Source organism: Streptomyces griseomycini (assembly GCF_014203535.1).
In the GTDB taxonomy this organism is placed as follows: domain Bacteria; phylum Actinomycetota; class Actinomycetes; order Streptomycetales; family Streptomycetaceae; genus Streptomyces; species Streptomyces griseomycini.
The window spans coordinates 180,223-203,834 of the sequence record NZ_JACHJI010000006.1; the positions used below are offsets into that span (position 1 = coordinate 180,223).

Below are 23,612 nucleotides of genomic sequence, written 5' to 3' on the forward strand. Positions count from 1 at the left end.
CAGCAGGGATGGTGGCCGCGGACAAAAGCCGGGCGGCCTGCGCGGTGACTCAGGCGTGAGGAGCCGGAAGCCCGGCGGCGAGGAGGGCGAACACCTCCCGGAAGACGTCGAGGAAGGCCGCTTCCTCCTGCCGGGCGCACCAGTGCTCCACGCTGGTCCGCACCGCGGTGCTCGCCACCGCGGCCAGCAGTCGCGGGTACAGGTCGAGCGCCTCGCGCCGCTCCTCGTCGGACCCGGGGGCGGACTCGGACCCGGGGGCGGACTCGGACCCGGGAGCGGACTCGGACCCGGGAGCGGACTCGGACACCGGCCGGCCGCCGGAGCGGATGCGCGCGGCGATGACCTCGGCCAGTGCGGTCTCGTCCGCCATGTGCGCGCCGAGACTGCGCACCAGCAGGTGCGGCGAGGCGCGCAGCACCTGGGCGTGCAGCCGCCACAGCTCGTGCTGCTGCTCCGTCTCGGCGAGTTCCGCCGCCATGGCCCCGTGCAGGGCCTCCAGCGGGGAGAGCGCGGCCGGCGCGTCGAGCACCGCTCGCCGGATCCGTGCGCCCGCGTCCGCGTCGATCACGACGAAGGCGTCGTCGCGCGTGTCGAAGTAGTTGAAGAAGGTCCGCACGGACACCCCGGCCGCCGCGCTGATCGCCTCGACGGTGACCTTCTCCGCGCCGTGTTCGGCGGCCAGCCGCACCGCGGCCTCGGCGAGTGCGGCACGCGTCGCCCGCTTCTTCCGCTCCCGCAGACCGCCCCCCGCGGCACCCTTCTCCGACATGATGTGCATCATATGAAAAAATGCACGTCATGCAAAATTAGTGACGGTCGCCGCTCCTCGAGGGCTCCGGCGCCACGAGCCGCATCAGCCCGTCGAGGCGCGCACCGGACCGCTCGTGCCCCGCCGTCCGCCCCGTCGGCGCCGCGCCAGGTCGCGGGCCGCCTCCGGCCACCTCGGGTACGTGAAGGCGAAGCCCGCCTCGAGCAGCCGTCCGGGGACGACACGCCGGCTCTTGAGCAGCAGTTCCGTGTCCGAACGCAGTGCGAGGGCACCCACCTCGGCCATCCAGCGCGTCGCGGGCAGGCCCACCGGCACGCGCCACGCGGTGCGCAGGGCGCGCATGAACGCACGCTGCGGAAGGGGCTCGGGGGCGGCCAGGTTCACCGGGCCGGCCAGGTCGTCCCGGTCGACCAGGAACTCGACCGCGCGGACGAAGTCGTGGTCGTGGATCCACGAGACGTACTGCGCACCGCCCGCGACCGGGCCGCCGAGGCCGAGGCGGGCCAGCCACGACAGGACGTCGAAGACGCCGCCCCGGTCGGGACTCATCACCATGGCGGAGCGCAGGGCCACCTTGCGGGTGTGCGGAGCGGCGGCCCGCTCCTGTTCCCGCTCCCAGGCCTTCGCGATGTCGACGCTGTAGGACCAGTAGCCCGGCACGGCGGGCTCCGTTCCGCCGATCACGCCGGCGGCCTCGTCGTTGGGCGCGTCGAAGCGGTGGGCGTAGACGGTGGCGGTGCTCATCTGGAGCCAGACCCGCGGAGGGCGCGCCGCGGCGCCGATCGCCTCGCCCACGACGCGGGTGGAGAGCACCCGCGAGTCCATCATGACCCGGAGGTTGGCGGGGGTGTAGCGGCAGCTCACGCTGCGCCCGGCCAGGTTGATCACGACGTCGCTGCCGTCGATCGCCCCGGTCCACGGCCCCGGGGACCGGCCGTCCCAGTGGACCTCGTCCGGCCCCACCGGCCGCCTGGTCAGTACCACGACCTCGTGCCCGGCCGCGGTCAGCGCGCGGTTCAGAACCGTACCCACCTGCCCGGTTCCCCCGGGAATCACGATCTTCATCCGGCCCTCCCCCTCCGTGTGAGGGCAACCCTACCCCGGAATTGAACACGTTCAAATCATGGGCCCCGTCACCGGTGGCGTACGGCGCGGTGAGCCGTGTCCGACACCCCCGTCACGCCGTCGCGTCCCGCTCGGCCCGCGCCGCGGCGGGCGCTGCCGGGCCCGGCCGCCCCGAGCGGCGGTGCGCTCGGGGCGGCCCGGCGGGTCACGCGGTGGCCGGAGCCGCCGGCCCGACCAGCTCCGACAGCACGTCCTCCATGGTCACGAAGCCGATGACCCTGCCGCTCTCCCCGACGACGGCGGCGAGGTGGCTGCCCTCGGCGCGCAGGGCGGTGAGGGTGTCGTCGAGCGGGGTGTCGATGCGGACGCGGGTCACCCGGTGCAGGGCCGTGCGGGGGAAGGGCCGGTCGCGGTCGGTGACGCCGAGGGTGTCCTTGATGTGCAGGTAGCCCAGGACGGCGCCGTCGGGGCCGGTGACCGGGAAGCGGGAGAAGCCCGCCTCGGCGGCCAGCCGCTCCAGCCGGGCCGGGGTGACGGTGTGGTCGACGGTGCGCATCCGCTGCGCGGGGACGAGGATCTCGCCGACCGGGCGGGTGCCCAGCTCCAGCGCGTCGCGCAGCCGCTCGCCGTCGGCGGGGCCGAGCAGGCCGGCCTCGCTGGAGTCGACGACCATGCGGGCGAGTTGGTCGTCGGTGAAGACCGACTCGACCTCGTCCTTCGGTTCGACGCGCAGCAGCCTCAGCAGGGCGTTGGCGAAGGCGTTGATGCCGAAGACGAACGGCCGCAGCGCCCGGGTGAGGGCCACCAGGGGCGGACCGAGCAGCAGCGCGCTGGGCACGGGCGCGGCGAGCGCGATGTTCTTCGGGACCATCTCGCCGACCAGCATGTGCAGGTACGTGGCGAGGGTCAGCGCGATGACGAACGCGACCGGGTGCACCAGGCCGTGCGGGAGGTGGACCGCCTCGAAGCCGGGCTCCAGCAGGTGCGCGATGGCTGGTTCGGCGACCGCGCCCAGCACCAGGGAGGAGACGGTGATGCCGAGCTGGGCGGTGGCCATCATCGCGGACAGGTGCTGCAGCGCCCACAGCGTCATCCGGGCGCGCTTGTCGCCCGCCCGGGCGCGCGGTTCGATCTGGCTGCGGCGCACCGAGACCAGGGCGAACTCGGCGCCGACGAAGAACGCGTTGGTCAGCAGGGTCAGGGCGCCGATGGCCAGTTGCAGCGCGGTCATCGGGCCTCCTCCACGAGCCGGACGGTCAGTGCGGCGGCCGGCGCGGTGATGCGCACCCGGTCGGCGCGGTGGTGCTCGACCTCCAGCACCTCCAGCCGCCAGCCGCCGAGGTCCACGACGTCGCCCTTGGCGGGGATGCGGGCCAGGCGGGTGGCGATCAGGCCGGCCACGGTCTCGTACGGGCCCTCCGGTGCGGTGAGTCCCATGTCCGTGAGCTGATCGGTGCGGACGCCGCCGTCCGCCTCCCACACCGCGCGGCCGTCGGCCGTCGGCGGGGCGGGCACCAGGTCGGGCACCTCCACGGGGTCGTGCTCGTCGCGGACCTCGCCGACGACCTCCTCGACGATGTCCTCCACGGTGGCCACGCCCGCCGTGCCGCCGTACTCGTCGATGACCACGGCCATGGTGCGGTGCGCGCGCATCCGCTCCAGCAGCCGGTCGGCGGTGAGGCTGTCGGGGACCAGCAGGGGCGGGGTGGTCAGGTCGGTGACCGGCGTACCGGCCCGTTCCTGCGGTTCCAGGGCGAGCACGTCGCGGATGTGGACGGTGCCGACCACCTCGTCCAGGGTGTCGCGGTAGACCGGGAAGCGGGACAGGCCGGTGGCGTGGCTGAGGTTGGCCGCGTCGGCGGCCGTCGCGTGCACCTCGAGCGCCTTGACGTCGACCCGCGGGGTCATGACGTTCTCGGCGGTGAGCTCGCCCAGGTGGAGGGTCCGCACGAACAGCTCGGCGGAGTCGGCCTCCAGGGCGCCCTCGGCGGCCGAGTGCCGGGCCAGCGCGCCCAGCTCCTCGGCGGTGCGCGCGGAGGCCAGCTCCTCGGCCGGCTCCAGGCCGAAGCGGCGCACGAAACGGTTCGCGGTGCCGTTCAGGTGCCCGATGAAGGGCCCGAAGGCGGCGGTGAACGCGCGCTGCGGCCCGGCGACCACCTTGGCGACCGCCAGGGGGCGGGAGATCGCCCAGTTCTTCGGCACCAGCTCGCCGACCACCATCAGCACGACGGTGGACACCAGCACGCCCAGCACGGTCGCCACCGACGGGGCGGCGCCGCCCAGACCGATCGACCGCAGCGGTCCGCGCAGCAGTGCCGCCAGCGACGGCTCGGCGAGCATGCCGATCACCAGGGAGGTGACGGTGATGCCCAGCTGGGCGCCGGAGAGCTGGAGGGTCAGGCGCCGTACGGCCTTCAGCGCGCCGTCAGCGCCGCGCTCACCGGCCTCGGCGGCGCGTTCCAGCTCACCGCGCTCGACGGTGGTCAGCGAGAACTCGGCCGCGACGAACACCGCGCAGGCCAGGGTCAGCAGGAGGGCGAGCAGGAGCAGCAGGACCTCGGTCACCGCGCCACCCCCGCTCCCTCGGTGGCCGCACGGCGCGGACGGCGGGGAATGGCACGGCTGCTACTAGGAGGATCACCCATCGGGAGACCGTCGCTCCTTTTCGAACATGTGGGAAGACACGGTGGGAAGCAGGATGTCCTGCCTCTACACCAACTGTAAAGGAGGCGCAAAGCCCGCCACGGGCCCGGGGCCCCGCGACGCCGGCGGGGTGCGGGCCGGTTCCGGCGCCGGGCGGCACCGGAGTCCGTTTTCGGCCTTTCCCGACGCGTCCGCGCGGACCGTGCCCCCTCCCCGTTCCGGCCGCCTTATGCTTCTACTCGCTTGTAGAACGATCATGCGAGTCGGGCCTCGCGCCTCCGGAGACGACACGCACGGCTCCGACCGGGGTCCCGGCCGCCCCCACGGAACACACGCACGTGTAAGGAGTGGACGCCACCATGGTGTTCAAACGACTGCTCGGCTCACTCGGCGTCGGCGGCCCGACCGTCGACACGGTGCTCGACCCGGGTCCGGCCCGGCCCGGCTCCACGCTCACCGGCCGGGTCCACCTCAAGGGCGGCAACGCCGACTTCGACATCGAGCACATCACGCTGGAGCTGGTGGCCCGGGTCGAGGCCGAGCACGACGGCGGGGAGGGCGAAGGGGTCGTCGCCTTCGACCGGTTCACCGTCGGCGGCGGCTTCCGGCTCGCCGCGGGCGAGGAACGCGGCGTGCCGTTCGACGTGACACTGCCGTGGGAGACCCCGATCACCGAGCTGCACGGACAGCCGCTGGGCATCGTGCTCGGCGTGCGCACCGAACTGTCGGTGGCCGGCGCGAGGGACAAGGGCGACCTCGACCCGCTGACCGTCGGCCCGCTGCCCGCCCAGGAGGCGATCCTCGAAGCCCTCGGCCGGCTCGGCTTCGGCTTCAGGTCCGCCGACCTGGAGCTGGGCCGCATCGGCGGCACCGGGCAGCGGCTGCCCTTCTACCAGGAGATCGAGATCACCCCGTCACCGCGGTACGCCCATCAGGTGAACGAGATCGAGGTGACCTTCCTCGCCCACCCCGGCGGCATGGACGTCGTCCTGGAGGCGGACAAGCGCGGCGGCCTCCTCTCCGGCGGCCACGACGCGCTCACCAAGTTCACCGTCGGCCACGACGACGCGCGCGACTGGAGCACCGACGTCGAGGGCTGGATCCGGCAGTTGGTCGAGCACCGGGCCTCGTACGGCGTCCACGGCCACGGAGACCATCACCACGACGACCACCACCGTTCCGGTCCCGGCGTGGGCACCGCCGTCGCCGCGGGCGCCGCCGGCCTGGCGGTCGGCGTCGTCGGCGGCATGGTCGCGGCCGAAGTCGTCGACGAGGTCGGGGACTTCTTCGAGGGCGACGAGGGGGACGAGGGCTGACGACCGGCTGCCCGACCCCGCGGGCGGGTCGGGCAGCCGCCGTCCTCGCCGCTCGGGGTGCTCCCGGCGTCCGGGGGCCGACGGCCGGTGCGTGCCCGGCGGCACCCCACGGAGCCGGCACCCCTGATCGGCGGTCACCGCCGGTCAGGAGCCGGTCGCCGCCCCCGTCGGCCGTCCGGGCCGGAGAGGGCGCCGGGCGGACGCGGACGACAAGCCGGGGATATCGGGTCAGACTCTTACAAAGGCGTGTTCTCGCCCCGCACGTGTGAGGGGTCTTCCGTGCTCGATGTGCCGTTCTGGCTGTGGGCGGTGTTCGCCGTCACCGTCGTCGTGTCGCTGGCCGTCGACCTGCTGGCGCACCGGGAGGCGCACGTCATCGGCTTCAAGGAGGCCGCCGCGTGGAGCGGCGTGTGGATCGGTCTCGCCCTCGTCTTCGGCGCGGTCGTCTTCCTGGTTCTGGGCGTGACGCCGGGGGTGGAGTACACGACCGCGTGGCTGCTGGAGAAGAGCCTGTCGGTCGACAACCTGTTCGTCTTCGCGCTGATCTTCGCCTACTTCAAGGTGCCGCGCGCCTACCAGCACCGCGTGCTGTTCTTCGGCGTCATGGGCGCGCTGGTGTTCCGGGGCCTCTTCCTGGCCGCCGGAGTGGCCGTGGTCAGCCGCTTCACCGCGGTGCTGTTCGCGTTCGCGGCCGTCCTCTTCTACAGCACCTACAAGATCCTGCGGGAGGAGGAGGAGAGCTTCGACCCGGGCAGGAGCATCGCCGTGCGGCTGCTGCGCAGGATCGTGCCCGTTCGGGACGACTACGCCGGCATGAGGTTCTTCGTCAAGGAGGCCGGGAAACGGGTCGCCACCCCGCTGCTCGCGGTCGTCGCGGCGGTGGAGGCGGCCGATCTGGTCTTCGCCGTGGACAGCGTGCCGGCCGTGCTGGCGGTCAGTGACGACGCCTTCATCGTCTACACCAGCAACGCGTTCGCCATCCTCGGTCTGCGCGCCCTGTACTTCCTGCTCGCCGGGCTGCTGGACCGGTTCCACTACCTGAGCAAGGGCCTCGCGCTCATCCTGTCCTTCATCGGCGTGAAGCTGATCCTCCAGGCGTCCCACGAGCTGTTCAGCAGCAGCATCCCGGAGATCCCGTCCCCGGTCAGCCTGGCGGTCATCGTCGTGGTCCTGACCGCGTCCGTCGTCCTGAGCGTCCGGCGCCCTCCCGCCCACGGGGACACGGCCCCGGCCGCACAGGACCGGAACGGCGACGTCCGGGCCCCGGTCGGCGAGCGGCCCCCGGTGGAAGGGACGGGAGAGAGGGGCGACCCGCCGCAGGACGGTTGAGCCGCGCACCCCGCCCGGTGCGGTCTTCGCGCCTGCCGCACCCCGCGCCCTTCACCGCCGCCGGCCGGGCCGGACGGGACCGGCGGTCCACCGTCCCCGGCGGACCCTCCGGCCGGGAACGGCGAGGCCAGGGCGTCCGCTCCCCGTGGCGCCGGGCCGCTCCGCCGGGGACCCCACCGGATCGGTCTCCGCCCGCCGGCCCAGGACCGTCTCCCGGGCCGGCCGCGGGGCCGGCCGCAGGGCCGGCCGCGGGGTGCCGTCCGGGACCGCGAACGCCCCACGGCGTCACCGCGGAGCCGGACCCGCCGGTCCCCGGGGCACGAAGTGCGCGGCCGGCGACCGGCGGCTCTCGGCCGGCCGCCGATGCGGTCCGGGGCCGCCTAGGCGACCAGGACGCCGTAGCGGTGGGCGTCCACGCTCGTCGTGGTCGGCGGCGGGAAGGCCGGCCGGCACGCGGTGGAGTCGTCCCGGGCGACGAGGGAGAGGTCGTCGGGCGCCCCGGGGCCCGGCTCCGGCCCGCCCGGGGCCGGGAGGCGAGCGGGGGTGTGCCGTGCCCGTCGGGCGGTGCCGGGCAGCCGGCCCTCGTGCGGGGCGTCCGTGCCGTGTCCGCTCCTTCCGGATCCGGGCGTGCGCGCCGGGGCGGGTCCGCGCCGGGCCCCCTGTTGTTCCCCGGCAGGAGCACCTACGGTTGTCGGGCCGGTGATATCGAGCAAGTCGACAGGTGGCCCTTCCGCTCCCCCTTCCGTTCTCCCGGAGAAAGCCTCCCCGTGCCAACTGACTCCCCTCTCCCCCCGCACGGCGTCGTCCTCCTGCGTGCCGCAGGTGCCTCGCTCGTCCTGGACGCCTCCGGCGACACCCTTCCGCGGGTCCTGCACTGGGGCGCCGATCTCGGTGACCTGTCCGCCGCCGGCCTGCGGGCACTGCGGCTGTCGTCACGCCCCCAGCCGATCGGGTTCTCGGTCGACGGGCCGGTCGAGGTGTCCGTGCTGCCCGAGCAGTCCGCGGGCTGGCTCGGCACCCCCGGGCTGGTGGGCAACCGGGACGGCGCGGACTTCTCGACCGCCTTCCGCGTGGTACGGGCCGAACTCGCGGTGGACGCGGCGCCGCCCGGCGACCGGCCCGGCCGCCTCCTCGTCCACGCCCGGGACCCGGTCGCCGCCCTGGACCTGGAGCTGGTCATCGAACTGACCGCTGCGGGCCTGGTGCGCCAGCGCGCGACCGTGACCAACCGCGGCGGCACCCCGTTCGCCGTCGACGCGGTCAACCTGACCCTCCCGGTGCCGGCCGCGGCCACCGAACTGCTCGACTTCACGGGGCACCATCTGCGTGAACGCAGCCCTCAGCGGACCCCCTTCACCCAGGGGCTGCGCCTGCGCGAGAACCGCACCGGCCGCACCGGCTACGACTCGGCGTACCTGCTGGCCGCCGGCACCGAGGGCTTCGGCAACCGCGGCGGCGAGGTGTGGGCGGTGCACACCGCCTGGTCGGGCAACCACCGCGCCTTCGCCGAGCGCACCTTCCACTCCGTCTCGCTGCTCGGCTCCGGAGAGCTCCTGCTCTCCGGCGAGGTGCTGCTCGGACCGGACGAGAGCTACTCCGCGCCCTGGCAGTACGGGTCCTACGGCCGCGGTCTCGACGAGGTGTCCGCCCGCTTCCACCGCCATCTGCGCGCCCGGCCGCACCATCCGGGCCCACCGCGGCCGGTGGTCGTCAACACCTGGGAGGCGGTCTACTTCGACCACGACCTGGAGCGCCTCCGGCGGCTCGCGGACGCGGCCGCCGCGGTGGGCGCCGAGCGGTTCGTGCTCGACGACGGCTGGTTCGGCGCGCGCCGCGACGACCGGCGGGGCCTCGGCGACTGGTACGTCTCCCCCGAGGTCTGGCCGCAGGGCCTCGGCCCCCTGATCGACCACGTCACCGCGCTGGGCATGCAGTTCGGGCTCTGGGTGGAGCCCGAGATGATCAACGAGGACTCCGAGCTGGCCCGCGCCCACCCGGACTGGATCATGGCGACCGGCGGCCGGCTGCCCGGCGCCGCCCGCCACCAGCAGGTCCTCGACCTGGCGCGGCCCGAGGCGTACGCGTACATCCTGCAGCGCCTGGACGACCTGCTGACCACGTACCCGATCGCGTACCTGAAGTGGGACCACAACCGGGACCTGGTGGAGGCCGGCCACCAGCCCGGCGGCCGGGCCGGGGTGCACGACCAGACGGCGGCGGTCTACCGCCTGCTGGACGAGCTGCGCACCCGCCACCCCGGTGCCGAGATCGAGTCCTGCTCGTCCGGCGGCGGCCGGGTCGACCTGGGCGTCCTGGAGCGGACCGACCGGGTGTGGGTGTCGGACTGCATCGACGCGCTGGAGCGGCAGCGGATCCAGCGGTGGACCAACGCCCTCGTCCCGCTGGAGCTGATGGGCACGCACGTCGGCTCCCCGGTCTCGCACACCACCGGGCGCACGCACACCCTCGACTTCCGTGCCGGGACGGCGCTGTTCGGCCACTTCGGCATCGAGTGGGACCTGACGTCCGCCGAGCCGGCCGACCTGGAGCGGCTGGCCGAGTGGGTGGCCCTGTACAAGGAGATGCGCCCGCTGCTGCACTCGGGCACCGCGGTGCACGGCGACCATCCCGACCCGGCCTACTCGCTCCACGGCGTGGTCGCCGAGGACCGGTCCGACGCGCTCTACGCCCTGGTGGCCACCGGCACGTCGGAGCTGTACCCGACCGGCCCCGTCCGCCTGCCCGGCCTGGACCCGCACACCGTCTACCGGGTGCGTCCGCAGGCCCCCGGCGACGTCCCGGACGGCAACGCCCACCACTGGGGCGCGCACCTGCCGTGGTGGACCCCGCAGGGCGTCGAACTCCCCGGTTCCGTGCTCGCGGAGGCGGGGGTGCAGGCACCCGTGCTGTACCCGGAGAGGCTGGTCCTGCTGCGGGCCACCCGCCGGTAGTCCCCGCCCCGACGTCCCGGGCCCGCCGTCCGGGGAAGGCCGCGCCGGGCCCCGGCCGGGACGGCCACCCGACGTGCCGGTCCCGCCGCTCGTGCGACGTCGAGCCTGTGGTCCCGGGCGCGGATCATCTCGTCCGCGGCCTGCCCGTCCCCGGTGAAGCCCGTCGTCAGCTGCGGAATCCCGTGGGGAAACCGTCGCGGTCGTACCGCCACGTGTGGAGCGCCTTCCCGTAGGTCCTCACGCGGTCCTCGAAGCAGGCGTGCCCGGCCGTGTCGGGAACGCCCGGGGCGGTGAGGCTGCCGGACTCGGCCTCGTAGCGGTGGCTGTGCCACAGCCGCTTCCCGTCGTCGGGCAGGCCGCGGAAACGCTCCTCGCCGATGAGGTGCCCGACGCCGGTCAGGCGGGCGTCGGGCGCGTTGCGGTCGAAGGTCACGCATCGGTGCGGATCGTGCCGGAGGTGGATGCAGAAGTGCGTCGCCTCCACCCGCCGGCCCATGTCGTCGGCGTACGTGGGGAAGCCGTTGGGGTAGGTGCTCATCGCGTCGAGCGGGTACCTCGGCCGCAGGGCACCGGCCGCCGGGTCGAGCGCGCGGTGCTCGAGGGGATGGCCCTTGCCGGTCCTGGCCGGTCCCGGGGGAGGCCGTGCGAGTGGTACGTGCCGGGTGTGAGTGCCATGGGCGGCGGGCGCCCCGCGTCCAAAGGCCGTGACCGCGGGAGGCGGTGCTCACCTCCGGCGCCGGCCCGCCCTTCGGGCGGCCACGGCGAGCCCTCCGGCCAGCGCGCCGACCGCGTACCAGAACAGGTCCGGTGCGTGGAAGGTGGAACCGAGGACCAGGCGGGCGGCGGTGCTGTGCCGGGAGAGCTCCGCGGGCACCCCGCTGAGCTGCAGGAACTCGACCCCCCAACTGAAGGCCAGGGCAAGCGCGCCGGCTCTTTGCGCCGTCACCCGGGGCGCCACCAGGACGACGAGGGCGACGATCAGCAGGGTGTACAGGGCGTCCCCGCCGTACTCGGCCAGGTCTCCCGCCGCCACCGCCCTGAGCCCCAGCCCCGCGCCGGCGATCACCAGCGCGGCCACGGCAGCCGAGAGCCGCACGGCCCGTGTCCGGGACCCGGGGCCGAGGTCCACGGTCAGGAGGCCCGCACGAGGCGGAAGGCGATGCACACGACGGGAGTGTCGTCCTCGACCGGCGTGCCCTCGCCCCTCCAGAACCTGCGGTGGCCCGCGCGCCACTCCTCGAGGGAGGCGTCGCCCTCGCCCTCGGCGAGGGCGTGTTCCCACGGGACCCCGATGAAGGACGTCTGCTCCACCCCCGTGATCTCTATGGTGGCGATCGCGTGACCGTCGTCGTCCAGGAGGGCCATCCGCTCACCGACGAACTCGAGGCCCTCGGTCTCCTCCACGTACTCGGCCAGCAGACCGGTCGTGGCGGTCTTCCGCCCGGCCAGCACCAGGGAGTTCAGCCGCCCCCGCAGCCCGCCCGGGGTGCCGAGCTCCATCGTGCGCATGCCGTCGACCCGTGGCCACACCGTTCATCGCCTCACTCGATCGTCCACGCGACGGGCGTGGGTCCCCTCGGAACGATCATTATGCGCCGTCGGCGGGCCGCCCGTCCTCCGCCTCCGTGGACCGCGTGACCGGAGCATCCGGCTCCCGGCGGCCAAAGCCGCGCCCTGCCGTTCCCGGCCGGACGCGAGGCGCCGCGGACGCCTCCTCCGGGGCCAGGTGCCGGGCGCCCCCCGGTGCGGCCGACTTGACCTTGACACGGTGACAAGGTCTTCACTGCTGCCAGGGAGGTGGTCCCGATGACCATGCCGAGGGAGCACACGGACGTGATGCGGGTTCTTCGAGGGCTGGAGCACGGCAGCCCGGCGGTGCGGCTGCGGACGGCGCTGGCGGCCGGCGCGGCCCCGGATCCGCGGTTCGTCGACGAGCTCGTCGAACGATGCGCGGTCGAGCCCGACTTCCACGTGCGCGACATGCTCACCTGGGCGCTCACCCGCCACCCGTCGTCGCTGACGGTCCCGAAGCTCGTCGAAGCGCTCCGTTCGGAGCGCGCGCAGGCACGGAGCCAGGCCCTGCACACGCTGTCCAAGATCGGGGACGGACGTGCGTGGCCGGCGGTCACGCGAGCGCTCCTGACCGACGCCGACGACGAGGTGGCGCGGAGCGCCTGGCGAGCGGCGGTCGTCCTCGTGCCCGAGGGCGAGGAGCCGTGGCTGGCCGCAGTGCTGGTGACGCAGCTCGGGCGCGGCGGGCGCGAGACGCGGTTGAGTCTCAGCCGGGCGCTGATCGCGCTCGGCGAGGAGGTGGTCATGCCGGTCCTGGGGACCGCGACGACGGCTTCCGACCCCCGCGTGCGCGGGCACGCGATCGCCACGGAGCGGTTGTCGCGCGACCCGGACGCCGGCTCCGGGTTCGCGGTCGAGGAGGCGAAGCGCATCGTCCTCCTCGGGACGACCGGCCGGGAGGCTGACCGACCGTGCTGATCGGCGAGGTGGCACGACGGTCCGGGGTCAGCGCCCGCATGCTCAGGCACTACGACTCGCTCGGCCTGGTGCGGCCGACGGGCCGTACCGAGGCCGGCTACCGGGAGTACTCCAGCGAGGACATCCGGCGGATCTTCCACCTGGAGAGCCTGCGGTCGCTGGGGCTGTCGCTGCGCGAGGCCGGGCGCGCGCTGGACGATCCCGGCTTCACGCCCTCGGAGCTCGTCGACGACCTCGTCCGCCGGACACGGGAGCGCATCGCGCGCGAGACGGAGCTGCTCACGCGGCTCCGTCGGATCGGTGCGGCGGAACCCGCCGACTGGGGGGACGTCCTGCGGACCGTCGCCCTCCTCCAGGCCCTGGGCTCGGAGAGCGCCGGGAAGCGCCAGCACGCGGCCCTGTCCTCGGCCGCGGAGGTACCGGTGCCGGTGGAAGCCCTGGCCGAGGCGGCGCTGGGCGAGACGGACCCGAACGTCGCCGGGGCCCTCCGGTGGGCCCTGGCGCGCTCGGGCGACGGCGGACTGGACCTGCTGGCGGAGGGCCTCGGCTCACCACTGGCCGAAGTGCGCGAGCGCGCCGTCCGGGCCGTCGTCGAGCTTCCCGGCGACGCGGCGACCGCGGTGCTGCGGGACGCCCTCGCGCACCCCGACATCGTGGTGCGCAGGTGTGCGGCTCTGGCGCTCGGAGCACGCGGAGCGGCCGAAGCGGTCCCGACGCTCATCGACATGATCGTCGCGGAGACGAACGACGTCGACGCGGCCGACGCGCTGAGCACGCCGGCGGACGACCCCGCGTGGGCGGACCGGATCACCACCGGGCTCGTCGACCGCCTCGCCGACGCCGCCCTCGCAGCGCCCGCACGTCGGCGGCTGACCCAGGCGCTCGCCGACGTCCCGGGGCCGGCGGCGTCCCGTGCCCTCGCGGACCTGGCGGACGACGGGGACCGCGTCGTCGCGCTCACCGCGGCCTACGCCCTCGAGCTGCGCGGCGCACGGTGACGGACCCTGCCGGGGCGGCCGGACCGGTGCGGGCCCCGCGGCGGATCGGGCCGCACCCCACGACCGGCCCGCCCCGCCGGGGAACAGCCGCCGCGGGCCGCACCGGGCCGCCCTCGGGAAGGGACCGACGGGAACCGCTTCAGGCACGTGCGGAGCCCGCGGTCCGGGCCGCCGGCGGCTGCGTCGAAGCTCTGGACTTGCTCAAGAGGCGCTTCGGGCCACCGGGGCGCGGGGCATCCTGCGGACAGTCGGTGCACGGGCCCGGCGGAAGGGGGACGTCATGTCGATCGCGTTCGTGCTGGTGGGCGGGTGCGTACTGGCGCTCGTCGCGGTGATCACCTGGACGGTGCGCCGGGCGTGGCGCCGGGCCTGGGACGATCTGGGCGTGCGGGCGACCGCGTACGGCTCGGGTGCCGGGCCCGGCCGTGGCGCGTGGCCGGCCGGGACCGGTGCGCACAGCGGAACGTCGGCGCATGACGCCGGCGGCCCCCTCCCCCATGCGTCCTGGTGGGCAGCGGACGCGGGCGGAGGTCCGTCGAGCGAGTGCTCCGGCGGCTCGTCGTCCTGCGGGAGCGGCTCGTCGTCCTGCGGGAGCAGTTCCTCCTCCTGCGGCAGTTCCTCGTCGTGCGGGAGCAGTTCCTCGTCCTGCGGGAGCAGTTCCTGCTGACCCGGGAGGCGGGTCGCCCTCCGCACCCCCTGCGGGCGAAGGCGGGGCGGTGACCCGCCCGTGCCACCGGACGCCCCGGTGACCACGCCCGCGGAACGAGGTGCCGAGGCCCGGACGGTCCGCGCCGTACCGCTCGACCGCCCTCGGTCGGTTCCCCCGGAGCACGGAGAGGACGTTCCCCGCCGGACCGGTGAACCACCCGATCGCCGCGGGGCCGTCGCCGCCGGCCCGGACGACGCCCTTCTCGTCGTGGTCGAATCCCGCGCAGCGCTCCAGGGTGACGCCCCGCCGCTCCAGTTCGGCGACGGCGGCCCCGATGCCGTCGACGGGGAAGCCGAGGGCCGTGAACGTCGCGGGGGTGTGCGTCTCCTCCGGGTGGACGAGGACCTGCGCGCCGCTGCCGAGCGTGAGGGTCAGCATCCGCATGTCCCCCTGCCCGGTCTCCTCCACCCGGAGGCCGAGGGTCCCGCCGCAGAACCGGCGGGCCTCGCCGAGGTCGTCGACCGAGAAGCCGCCGAACGCCTGCGCTTGGCCGGACATGCTCCGTGTCTCCTCCGCGGGTGGGCCGTCCCGCACGTCTCACGCCACACCGCGCGCGCCACCGTGCCGGGGCGCGCCACGCGGGCGGCCGGATGGTCGTACGTCCTTCACCCCGTGAGGAGACCGGCCCGCCCGGGGGCAGGTCGCCCTGCCGCCGGGCGGGCCCGGTGTCAGCCGCCCGAGCAGACGGTGCCGTTGAGGCGGAAGACCGTCGGCTCGGGGTTGGGTCCGTCGTTGGCGCCGACGAAGCCGAACGAGGCCGTCGACCCGCCGTCCGGGGCCAGCGCCCCGGCGCCCTCGGGGGCGGTCACCCGTACGTGCCGGCCGGTCTGGTGGAACGTGGCGTTCCAGCCGGAGGACACCGACTGGCGGTCGGTCGGCCAGTCCCAGTCCACGGTCCAGCCGGTGATCGGGGTGTCCGAGAGGTTCCGGACGGTGACCGTGGTCACGAAGCCGTTGCCCCAGCTCGTGTCACGGTGGTAGGTCACCGCGCAGGCGGCGTCCGGCGGGGTGCCGGTGGTGAAGGTCAGCGGAGCGGACGGGGCGGAGAGCCGTCCCGAGGCGTCGGCCGCCAGCACGTTGACCGTGTGGGTGCTGCCCGGGGGCAGGTTCCGCAGGGTCACGGAGGTGCCGGTGGTCTCGCCGACCAGCCGGGTGTGGGCGCCGTCGCGTGCCTGGACCAGGTAGCGGGCGGCGCCCCGCGCGCCCTCCCAGGACAGGAGCGCGGTGGTGTCGGTGACCGCCTGAAGCCGCGGGGTCCCCGGGGCCCCGGCGTCGGAGGCCCCTGGCCCGGTGCCGGCCTGCGGGGTGAGCGTGAGGGCGAGCATCCCGTACGGCGGCACGGTGACCCGGGAGGCGGACGCCCCGCCGTCGGTGACGGCGGTGACGTCACTGTCGCCGCGCGCGTAGCGGCTGACCTCGGGGGCGGCGGCGGACGGGGTGAAGCCCGCGTACTCGAGGTCCACGGTCCGGGCGGCGTCCGGGTCCTTGTTGACGAGCAGGACGCTCAGCCGCCCGTCGCGGCGGTGCACGGCGTGTGCGGAGACGTCCTGCGCGGAGGACGCGGCGGCGACCAGGGTGTCGCCCGCGGTGCCCAGTTCGCTGGTCATCTTCATGCCGTAGTAGGGGTGGAACGGTGTGTTCGGCGCCGGCTCGCAGACGTCACCGGTGCAGGAACCGCTGGACAGCATGCCCATGTCGCCGTAGTCGGTCTCGCCGTCGACGGTGGTGATCTGCCCCGGGCCGTTGTGGGTGTTCCACCAGTCGACGGTGAAGACGCCGTTCTCCAGGGCCGTCAGGTACGCGTCGGCGGCGAACAGGCCGTTGGGGCGCGCGGTGAGCCGGGCGCCGCCGGTGTTGGTGTTGATCTCGGTGAGGGCGATGCCGATGCGGGGGGAGTCGGCGCCCGCGTACCGGTCGATCTGGCTGCGCACCTCCCGCAGTTCGCCGGGCAGTCTGGCCAGCCTGGCCATGGCGTCCTCGGCGGTGGTGTCGGAGCCGCCCGCGTACCAGTGGACGCTCACGAAGTCGATGACGTCGGTGACCTCGGAGAGCACGGTGTGGTTCCAGTCGCCCGGATCGCCTTCGCCGACGACGCCGTCCGGCCAGTGGCCCGGGGTGGTGAGGACCGCGCCGATCTCGACGGTCGGGTCGACGGCCTTCATGGCCTCGGCGTAGGCGCGGACCTGACGGGCGTACTCCCGGGGGCTCTTGTCCTCGTGCTCGTCGTGCTCCCAGCCGTTGCCGTAGTGGCCGTTGCCGTAGATCTCGTTGCCGATCTCCCAGTACCGCACGCCGTAGTCCTTGGTGACGTTCGCGTACCGGACCCAGCCGGCCGCCTCCTCGGGCGTGCCGGAGCCGTAGTTGGCGATCAGGATCGGCTGGGCGCCGGCGGCGCGGACGGTCCCCATGAAGGAGTCGAAGTCGGTGCCGGGGGCGACGTATCCGCCGGGCGCCGTGTGCGTCTCCCAGTGGTAGATGTCCGCGTACGAACCGCCGGGGTAGCGCATCGCCCCGACGTCGGCCGCCTTCATCAGGGCGGCGACCTCGGGATCGTTCATGTGGGAGTCCCAGACGGCCGTGTTGACTCCGCGCGCGGTGTCGTGCAGGCGGCCCAGCGACGCCTGCGTGTTGACCCGCACGCCGACGTCCGCGGCGGGTGTCCCGGGCTCGGCGGCCGACGCGGCGCCGGCGGCGTCCAGCGGGGCCAGCAGGGCGAGCGCGGCGGCCAGGGCGGCGGCGGTGCGTGCGAGGCGGCGGGTGCCGGTACCGGCCGACCGGCCGGATCTCTGCGGTAAGGGCATGGGGGTCCTCCCCGGGGGTCCGGCGGCACGGGCGGGACGGCGGGTGCCGGACCGTACGGCCGGCCCCGTCGATGGGAGCGCTCCCATGATGGGAGCGGAGTGACGCCCTGTCAACGGACGGTACGGGAGTCGACGGGACGGACTCCCGGCGACGTCCGGCACGGTGATGCGGGTACGGCCTCCTCCGGGAACGTTCCGGTCCACGGGCCAAAGGTGTGCCCGTGCCCCGGTGAGGAACTTGTTCCGCCCGGACCCGGGCCTGGTGAGAGGAGCCCTCGTGACAGCGGCGACGTCGGCGGGAGACGGTCCGGGCCCGGACGCCCGGGAGACCGGGTACGAACCGGATCCGCACCGGTGGCGGGCCCTGTGGGTCACCCTGGTGGCCGGCTTCATGAGCCTGCTGGACGTGACGATCGTGGCGGTCGCCCTGCCCACCGTCCAGCGCGACCTGCACGCCTCCCCCGCCCAGGTGCAGTGGGTGGTGTCCGGCTACGCCCTCACGTTCGCCCTCGCCCTCGTCACCGCCGGGCGCCTCGGCGACGCCCTGGGCCGGCGCCGCATCTTCCTGCTGGCCCTCGGCGGTTTCGTGGTCTTCAGCGCGGCCTGCGGAGCGGCCCCCGACATCACGCTGCTGGTGGCGGCCCGCCTCGCCCAGGGCCTGGCGGCCGGCTTCATGGCCCCGCAGAACTCCGCACTCATCCAGCAGCTGTTCCGCGGTGCCGAACGCGGTCGCGCCTTCGGCCTCTTCGGCGCGACCGTCGGCATCTCCTCGGCCACGGGCCCGGTCCTCGGCGGCGCCGTCCTGGCCCTGGCCTCCGGCCCCCAGGGCTGGCGGTGGATCTTCTACGTCAACGTCCCCATCGGCATCCTCGCCGTCCTGCTCGGCCGCCGCCTGCTGCCCCGCACCCGGCGGTCCGGCCGGGGACACGTGGACCTGCCCGGCGTCCTGCTCCTCGGTACCGGTGTCCTCGGGCTCATGTACCCGCTGGTCCAGGCGGACTCGGGGGGCATCGGCCGCCTGTGGTGGCTGTTCCCCGCCGGGGCCGTGGTCCTCGCCGTCTTCGTCCGGTGGCAGCGCCGTCTCGTCGCCCGGGACGCCCAGCCGCTGCTCGACCCGCGCCTGTTCACCACGGTGCGCGGGTACGCCGTCGGCGCCGGCATCGGCACGCTGTACTTCATCGGCTTCAGCGGGGTCTGGCTGGTGTTCGCCCTCTTCTACCAGCACGGCCTCGGCTTCTCCCCGCTGCGGTCCGGCCTCGCCGTGACCCCCTTCGCCCTCGGGTCGGCGGGCGCGGCCGTGGTCGCGGGCCGGCTGGTGGACCGGTTCGGCCGCCTGCTCACCGTGTGCGGTCTCCTGGGGGTGGTCGCCGGCCTGGGCACCACCGCGCTGCTGCTCCGTTTCGCGCCTCTCGACATCGCCCCCTGGGTCGCCGCCCCGGCGCTGTTCCTCGGCGGCGTCGGCAGCGGCTTCGTCGTCTCTCCCAACATCACCATGACCCTGCGGGAGGTGCCCGTGCGCATGGCGGGTGCGGCGGGCGGCGCCCTGCAGACCGGGCAGCGGCTCGGCGCCGCGGTGGGGACCGCCGCCCTGCCGGGCCTCTTCTACGTGGTGCTCGACAGGAGCGGCGACCACCGCGGCGCCCTCGTCACCGCGCTGGGCGCCGCGCTGGCCGGCATGGTGGCGTCCCTGGCCCTCGCCGTGTCCGACTGGCGACGCGGCCGGCGGGCGCGCCGGCCGCACCGCACGTGCCCGGACGAGGTCCCCCACCAGCCGGTGCACGCCGAACAGGCCTGACCGGCCGGCCCGCCACGGGACGGTGACGGCCGCGGGCGGCCGGAACGCCTCGGGACGGTGGCCCCGGTCGTCCCGCAGCGGGCGCCTCGGAGCTTCCCCGCAGCGGCCGCGCCGGGCGGACACCGCCCGCCGCACCGGTGAGCGCGCCGACCTGTCCGGCGGATCAGGGGGCCACCGGGCCGCGACGATGGAACGTGTGACCGACGTGCCCGAGACCACCGCGCAGCGCCACCGCCGGTCACGGGGCGGACTCGTGCCCGGATCGGATTCCCCGGGCGGGTGTCGCGGTTCGGATCCTGCCGGGGCACCGAGAGGAGGGCCGGCCCGGGAGGGGTCCCCCCGGGCCGGCCCTCCGTCGTTCCGGGCGTCACGCCGCGCACGTGTCACCGCGTCCGCGCGGCGCCCTGCCCGAAGGAGCACGACGCCGCTCCCGGTCGCCGGTCACGTGCTGCGGGACGGCGCCCCTGGCCGTGCGCCGGGGAAGGGGCCTCCTCTCCCGTGGTCATCGCGTTCGCACCCCGGGGACGACCGCCTCGGACCGCCGCGGCCCGGCCGGTCAGCAGGCGCCGGCCGGCTCGGAGGTCTCGCAGACGTTGCTGACGAACTCGTTGCCCTTCCCCTTGTCGTCGCGGGTGGCCAGGTCCGCCGGCCGGTTGCCCAGCACGAGGTTGTGGCGGATGACGTTCCGCTCGTTGGAGACGCCGTCCATGCTGCCGAACACGATGATCCCGCCGGAGTACGGCGAGTCACCCGCGTTGTCGCGGACCGCGTTCTGCGTCACCAGCACCTTCTCCGTGCCGACGAGGACGATGCCGATCCCCTGGAGGTGGGGCAGGCGCGCGGAGGCGGGGCAGTACCTGTTGTTCTCGTGGACCGCGTTGCGGCGGACGGTCAGGTCGCCCGCCGTGCGCGGCAGCACGACGAAGACGCCGGCGCAGTTCCCGGTGACGACGTTGTGCTCGACGGTGAGGTTCCCGAGTCGACGGGTGGTCATGCCGATCCGGTTGCCCGTCAGGCGGTTGCCGCTGATCACCGTGCCGCGGGTGTCGAAGGTCTTGCTCTCCGCATCGGCCTCGAACACGTTGGCCGTGTAGATCCCGGCGTCGCCGTTGCCGCTCGCGGTGTTGTCGCGGAACGATGCACGGGTGGAGCGGTCCTGCGCGATGCCCCACTGGCCGTTGTCCCGGGCGGTCACCCGGTGGACCTCCAGCCGGTCGGTGCGCGTGGCCGAGACGCCGGTCTTCTCGAACCCCTTGACGGTCAGCGACCGGATCCGCACCCCGGTGACGGGGCGGTCGTCCGTGCCGGTGACGCAGATGCCGTTGCCCGCCTCGGCGCAAGCGCTCTGCGCTCCCCCGTCCTTCCCGGGCACGATCACGGTCTGCTCGCCCGCGCCCCGGAGGGTCAGCTGCTTGGTGATCGTGACGCTTCCTCTGTAGGTGCCCCGCGTCAGGACGATGGTGGATCCGGGGTCGGCCGCGTCGACGGCCGCCTGGAGGGACTGGTCCGGCCGGACCAGGCGCTCGCCCCCGCTGTGGGCGGAGACGACCGGGGCGAGGGCGCCCGTGCCGACGACCAGGGGCACGACGGCACAACTAAGGGATATGATCCGATTTTTCCTCATGATCCCGACGCTATGACCCTCCCTCACACAACCGCCACTCCTGGCGACCACATGGATCCAGAAAGTCACCGATCGGATTCATCGGACGAGGGTGTCCGGGGCGGCCCCGGGGGCTCCGCCGTCGGGGGCCGCGCGGACGACGGAGGCGGATCGGCGCGGCGGCCTCGACGGTGTCGGTCGGGTCTCGGCTCCGGCTGTCGCCTCCGGCACGTGAAGCGATGTAGAAATTGGCCATGAGAGGAAAGCGGTCATTCCGCCCGAACCGACGGCCGCGAGACCGCTTCGATCGACGCGAGGCCGGCGGCCCGCGTCGCCGTTCGGGGCCGGGGCTGCGCTCACTGCTGAGCCTGCGCACCACGGCGGGGCAGGCGTTCCTGTTGCAGGTCGTGATCGTGCTGCTGCTGGTCGCGTCCGCGGTGACGGCCCTGCTGGTCCAGGCCACCCAGGACAGTGAGGGAGAAGCCGAGCGCGTGTCGGTGGCGGCGGCCGCGTCCTTCGCGAACGCCCCGGGCACGGCCGAGGCGCTGAACGCCCAGGATCCGACGGCCGTCCTCCAGCCGAGCGCTGAAGCGGCCCGCCGGAAGGCGGGCGTGGACTTCATCGTGGTCACGGACACCGAGGGTGTCCGCCTCACCTACCCGGACCCGAAGGAGATCGGGAAGAAGTTCGTCGGCACCATCGGACCGGCCCTGGAAGGCCGCACCGTCGTCGAGCGGGCCGGTGGGCCGTCGCTGCCCGCCGGCGAAGGAACGGCCGTGCAGGCCGTGGTCCCGGTGACCGGTGCCGACGGTTCCGTGGTCGGCCTGGTGTCCGCCGGGATCACGGTCGAGAACGCGGGCGACATGGTCGAGTGGCAGCTGCCGATCATCCTGGCCGCCGGCGCGGCCGCGCTCGTGCTGTCCACCGCGGGGGCGGCACTGGTGTCGAGCCGGCTGCGGCGGCAGACGCACGGCATGGGCCCGGCGGAGATGACCCGGATGTACGAGCACCACGACGCGGTGCTGCACGCCGTGCGGGAGGGCGTGCTGATCACCGGGGCGGAAGGGCGGGTGCTGCTGGCCAACGACGAGGCCCGGCGGCTGCTGGACCTCCCGGCGGACGCGGAGCGGCGCCGGGTGGAGGACCTGGGGCTGGACGAGGAGATGGCGCGGTTGCTGGCGTCGGACGAGCCGGTCACGGACGCGGTGTGTCTGGTCGGGGACCGGATGCTGGCGGTGAACAAGCGGTCCACGGCCCCGCACGGGGGCCAGGCGGGCAGCGCGGTGACGCTGCGGGACACCACGGAGCTGGCGACCGTGACGGGGCGGGCGGAGACGGCACGGGAGCGGCTGAAGCTGCTGTACGACGCGGGGGTACGGATGGGTGCCACGCTGGACGTGGCGCGTACCGCTCGGGAACTGGCGGAGGTGTCCGTGCCGAAGTTCGCCGACGTCGTCACCGTGGAGCTGTCGGACCCCGTCCTGCGGGGCGAGGAGCCGCCCGGCGCGGGCACCGGGTTGCGCCGCACCGTCGTCCACGGCCGGGAGGGTGGCCACGGCCTCTCCCCCGTCGGTGAGCTGATCCGGTTCCTGCCCACCGGCCCCGGCGCCGCCGCGGCGGTCAGCGGCCGAGCGGTCCTGGAGGCGGACCTGAGGGCCTCCGACGACTGGCGGGCGCAGGACCCCGAGCACGGACGGCGGGTGCTGGAGCAGGGGGTGCACTCCCTCATCGCGGTGCCGATGCGGGCGCGGGAGGCCTTGCTGGGAGTGGTGCACTTCTGGCGGGCGGACGCCTCCGCACCGTTCGAGGAGGAGGACAGGTCCTTCGCCGAGCAGCTGACCGCCCGTGCGGCGATCGCCATCGACAACGCCCGCCGCTACACCCGCGAGCACACCATGGCCGTCACCCTGCAGCGCAGCCTCCTGCCCCGGGGCGTGCCCGAGCAGAACGCGCTGGAGGCGGCCTACCGGTACCTGCCGGCCCGGGCGGGGGTGGGCGGCGACTGGTTCGACGTCATCCCCCTGTCCGGCACCCGGGTGGCGCTGGTGGTCGGCGACGTCGTCGGCCACGGCCTGCACGCCGCGGCCACCATGGGCCGGCTGCGTACCGCCGTGTACAACTTCTCCGCCCTGGACATGCCGCCCGACGAACTGCTGGGCCACCTGGACGAGCTGGTGGCCCACATCGACACCGACGAGGCCGCCGCCGAGGACCAGGACGGGCAGGAGATCACCGGGGCCACGTGCCTGTACGCCATCTACGATCCCGTCTCCGGGCGGGTGACCGCCGCCACCGCCGGTCACCCGGGGCCCGCGGTCGTCCATCCCGACGGGAACGTGAGCTTCCCCCGCCTGCCGGTCTCCCCGCCGCTGGGCCTGGGCGCGGCCCTGCCCTTCGAGACCGCGGAGCTGACCCCGCCCGAGGGCTCGAAACTGGTGCTCTACACCGACGGGCTGATCCGGGACCGGAACCGCGACCTGGACACCGGTCTGGAGGCGCTGCGCGCCGCCCTGGCAGGCCCCGACCGCAGCCCGGAGGCCACCTGCACGGCGGTGATCGAGGCCATGCTGCCCGCCCAGCCGAGCGACGACATCGCGTTGCTGGTGGCCCGCACGCGTCGCCTCGGCCCCTCGGACTTCGCCGAGTGGGACGTGGCCCGCGACCCCGCGGCGGTGGCGCCGGTCCGCGCCGCCTGCGCCCGGCAGCTGGCGGACTGGGGGCTGGACGACATCAGCTTCGCCACCGAGCTGATCCTCAGCGAGCTCATCACCAACGCCATCCGCTACGGCGGCGACCCGATCACCGTGCGGCTGACGCGCGACCGGAGCCTGATCTGCGAGGTGTCCGACGGCAGCAGCACCTCGCCCCGCCTGCGCCGGGCCAAGACCACCGACGAGGGCGGCCGCGGCCTGTTCCTCGTCGCCCGGTACGCCGAGCGCTGGGGCACCCGCCACACCCCCGCGGGCAAGGTCATCTGGACCGAGCAGTCCCTGCACGGCGGTGCGGCGGAACCCGGGAACCTCGCGGACGTCCTGCTCGACCAGTGGGGTGACGAAGCCCTCTGACGAGGACGGGGCCGGGGCCCGCCGTGCCGTCGCGGTCCCGCGCGGGAGCAGCCCGCCGCCCGTCTCCGGCCCCGTGCC

Annotated in this window: 17 protein-coding genes; 8 read left to right on the forward strand and 9 right to left on the reverse strand. The window is 74.6% G+C overall.

Annotated features, from left to right (window positions below; genetic code table 11):
• Nucleotides 1–49: 49 nt before the first annotated feature.
• From FHS37_RS18460 to FHS37_RS18475, 4 genes are all read right to left on the reverse strand, one after another.
• Nucleotides 50–778 carry a TetR/AcrR family transcriptional regulator gene (locus FHS37_RS18460; protein WP_184823233.1) on the reverse strand — a complete coding sequence of 243 codons (729 nt, stop codon included), beginning with the start codon at nucleotides 776–778 and terminating at the stop codon, nucleotides 50–52.
• A gap of 75 nt (nucleotides 779–853) precedes the next feature.
• Nucleotides 854–1,834 carry a TIGR01777 family oxidoreductase gene (locus FHS37_RS18465; protein WP_184822543.1) on the reverse strand — a complete coding sequence of 327 codons (981 nt, stop codon included), beginning with the start codon at nucleotides 1,832–1,834 and terminating at the stop codon, nucleotides 854–856.
• 205 nt (nucleotides 1,835–2,039) lie between these two features.
• Complete coding sequence (locus tag FHS37_RS18470; RefSeq protein ID WP_184822545.1) at nucleotides 2,040–3,065, reverse strand: hemolysin family protein; 1,026 nt, start codon at nucleotides 3,063–3,065, stop codon at nucleotides 2,040–2,042.
• Nucleotides 3,062–4,399 carry a hemolysin family protein gene (locus FHS37_RS18475; RefSeq protein ID WP_184822547.1) on the reverse strand — a complete coding sequence of 446 codons (1,338 nt, stop codon included), beginning with the start codon at nucleotides 4,397–4,399 and terminating at the stop codon, nucleotides 3,062–3,064. Before FHS37_RS18475 ends, FHS37_RS18470 begins: the two co-directional genes overlap by 4 nt.
• A gap of 437 nt (nucleotides 4,400–4,836) precedes the next feature.
• Between FHS37_RS18475 and FHS37_RS18480 the strand changes: the two genes are divergently transcribed.
• From FHS37_RS18480 to FHS37_RS18490, 3 genes are all read left to right on the forward strand, one after another.
• The gene (locus tag FHS37_RS18480; protein ID WP_184822549.1) at nucleotides 4,837–5,793 is read left to right on the forward strand and encodes a sporulation protein; all 957 of its coding nucleotides are present in this window, start codon (nucleotides 4,837–4,839) and stop codon (nucleotides 5,791–5,793) included.
• A 279-nt stretch (nucleotides 5,794–6,072) separates the two neighbouring features.
• Nucleotides 6,073–7,122: a TerC family protein gene (locus tag FHS37_RS18485; protein ID WP_184822551.1), complete on the forward strand. Its 1,050-nt coding sequence runs from the start codon at nucleotides 6,073–6,075 to the stop codon at nucleotides 7,120–7,122.
• Between the two features lie 767 nt (nucleotides 7,123–7,889).
• On the forward strand, nucleotides 7,890–10,073 hold the full coding sequence (locus FHS37_RS18490; protein ID WP_184822553.1) for an alpha-galactosidase: 2,184 nt from the start codon (nucleotides 7,890–7,892) through the stop codon (nucleotides 10,071–10,073).
• Nucleotides 10,074–10,239: 166 nt separating this feature from the next.
• On the opposite strand, the gene FHS37_RS18495 is transcribed toward FHS37_RS18490, so the two are convergent.
• The 3 genes from FHS37_RS18495 to FHS37_RS18505 all read right to left on the reverse strand — a co-directional run bounded on the left by FHS37_RS18495 (nucleotide 10,240) and on the right by FHS37_RS18505 (nucleotide 11,582).
• Nucleotides 10,240–10,611 carry a DUF1264 domain-containing protein gene (locus FHS37_RS18495; protein WP_229889749.1) on the reverse strand — a complete coding sequence of 124 codons (372 nt, stop codon included), beginning with the start codon at nucleotides 10,609–10,611 and terminating at the stop codon, nucleotides 10,240–10,242.
• 186 nt (nucleotides 10,612–10,797) lie between these two features.
• Nucleotides 10,798–11,169, reverse strand: coding sequence for a ribosomal maturation YjgA family protein (locus tag FHS37_RS18500; RefSeq protein ID WP_184822556.1), 372 nt, complete (start codon nucleotides 11,167–11,169; stop codon nucleotides 10,798–10,800).
• 35 nt (nucleotides 11,170–11,204) lie between these two features.
• The gene (locus tag FHS37_RS18505) at nucleotides 11,205–11,582 is read right to left on the reverse strand and encodes an ASCH domain-containing protein (protein ID WP_221499952.1); all 378 of its coding nucleotides are present in this window, start codon (nucleotides 11,580–11,582) and stop codon (nucleotides 11,205–11,207) included.
• A gap of 297 nt (nucleotides 11,583–11,879) precedes the next feature.
• Here FHS37_RS18505 and FHS37_RS18510 point away from each other — a divergent pair, with 297 nt between their 5' ends.
• The 3 genes from FHS37_RS18510 to FHS37_RS18520 all read left to right on the forward strand — a co-directional run bounded on the left by FHS37_RS18510 (nucleotide 11,880) and on the right by FHS37_RS18520 (nucleotide 14,281).
• Nucleotides 11,880–12,563: a HEAT repeat domain-containing protein gene (locus tag FHS37_RS18510; RefSeq protein ID WP_184822559.1), complete on the forward strand. Its 684-nt coding sequence runs from the start codon at nucleotides 11,880–11,882 to the stop codon at nucleotides 12,561–12,563.
• On the forward strand, nucleotides 12,557–13,561 hold the full coding sequence (locus tag FHS37_RS18515) for a MerR family transcriptional regulator (RefSeq protein WP_184822561.1): 1,005 nt from the start codon (nucleotides 12,557–12,559) through the stop codon (nucleotides 13,559–13,561). Before FHS37_RS18510 ends, FHS37_RS18515 begins: the two co-directional genes overlap by 7 nt.
• 543 nt (nucleotides 13,562–14,104) lie before the next feature.
• A complete protein-coding gene (locus FHS37_RS18520; protein ID WP_184822564.1) occupies nucleotides 14,105–14,281 on the forward strand; it encodes a hypothetical protein in 177 nt (58 codons plus the stop codon).
• A gap of 657 nt (nucleotides 14,282–14,938) precedes the next feature.
• Here the strand turns inward: FHS37_RS18520 and FHS37_RS18525 are convergent.
• Entirely contained in the window at nucleotides 14,939–17,071 is a 2,133-nt protein-coding gene (locus FHS37_RS18525) for a cellulose binding domain-containing protein (protein WP_184822566.1), read from the reverse strand.
• 277 nt (nucleotides 17,072–17,348) lie between these two features.
• Here FHS37_RS18525 and FHS37_RS18530 point away from each other — a divergent pair, with 277 nt between their 5' ends.
• The gene (locus FHS37_RS18530) at nucleotides 17,349–18,866 is read left to right on the forward strand and encodes an MFS transporter (protein WP_184822568.1); all 1,518 of its coding nucleotides are present in this window, start codon (nucleotides 17,349–17,351) and stop codon (nucleotides 18,864–18,866) included.
• A gap of 556 nt (nucleotides 18,867–19,422) precedes the next feature.
• Here the strand turns inward: FHS37_RS18530 and FHS37_RS18535 are convergent.
• Complete coding sequence (locus FHS37_RS18535; RefSeq protein WP_184822570.1) at nucleotides 19,423–20,490, reverse strand: right-handed parallel beta-helix repeat-containing protein; 1,068 nt, start codon at nucleotides 20,488–20,490, stop codon at nucleotides 19,423–19,425.
• Between the two features lie 233 nt (nucleotides 20,491–20,723).
• Between FHS37_RS18535 and FHS37_RS18540 the strand changes: the two genes are divergently transcribed.
• On the forward strand, nucleotides 20,724–23,534 hold the full coding sequence (locus FHS37_RS18540; RefSeq protein ID WP_184822572.1) for a SpoIIE family protein phosphatase: 2,811 nt from the start codon (nucleotides 20,724–20,726) through the stop codon (nucleotides 23,532–23,534).
• Nucleotides 23,535–23,612: the final 78 nt, after the last annotated feature.

Coding starts and splice junctions, on each gene's coding strand:
- FHS37_RS18460 (WP_184823233.1), bottom strand. CDS start 778: ATGCACATCATGTCGGAGAAGGGTGCCGCGGGGGGCGGTCTGCGGGAG.
- FHS37_RS18465 (WP_184822543.1), bottom strand. CDS start 1,834: ATGAAGATCGTGATTCCCGGGGGAACCGGGCAGGTGGGTACGGTTCTG.
- FHS37_RS18470 (WP_184822545.1), bottom strand. CDS start 3,065: ATGACCGCGCTGCAACTGGCCATCGGCGCCCTGACCCTGCTGACCAAC.
- FHS37_RS18480 (WP_184822549.1), top strand. CDS start 4,837: ATGGTGTTCAAACGACTGCTCGGCTCACTCGGCGTCGGCGGCCCGACC.
- FHS37_RS18495 (WP_229889749.1), bottom strand. CDS start 10,611: ATGAGCACCTACCCCAACGGCTTCCCCACGTACGCCGACGACATGGGC.
- FHS37_RS18505 (WP_221499952.1), bottom strand. CDS start 11,582: ATGCGCACGATGGAGCTCGGCACCCCGGGCGGGCTGCGGGGGCGGCTG.
- FHS37_RS18510 (WP_184822559.1), top strand. CDS start 11,880: ATGACCATGCCGAGGGAGCACACGGACGTGATGCGGGTTCTTCGAGGG.
- FHS37_RS18525 (WP_184822566.1), bottom strand. CDS start 17,071: ATGCCCTTACCGCAGAGATCCGGCCGGTCGGCCGGTACCGGCACCCGC.
- FHS37_RS18535 (WP_184822570.1), bottom strand. CDS start 20,490: ATGAGGAAAAATCGGATCATATCCCTTAGTTGTGCCGTCGTGCCCCTG.
- FHS37_RS18540 (WP_184822572.1), top strand. CDS start 20,724: ATGAGAGGAAAGCGGTCATTCCGCCCGAACCGACGGCCGCGAGACCGC.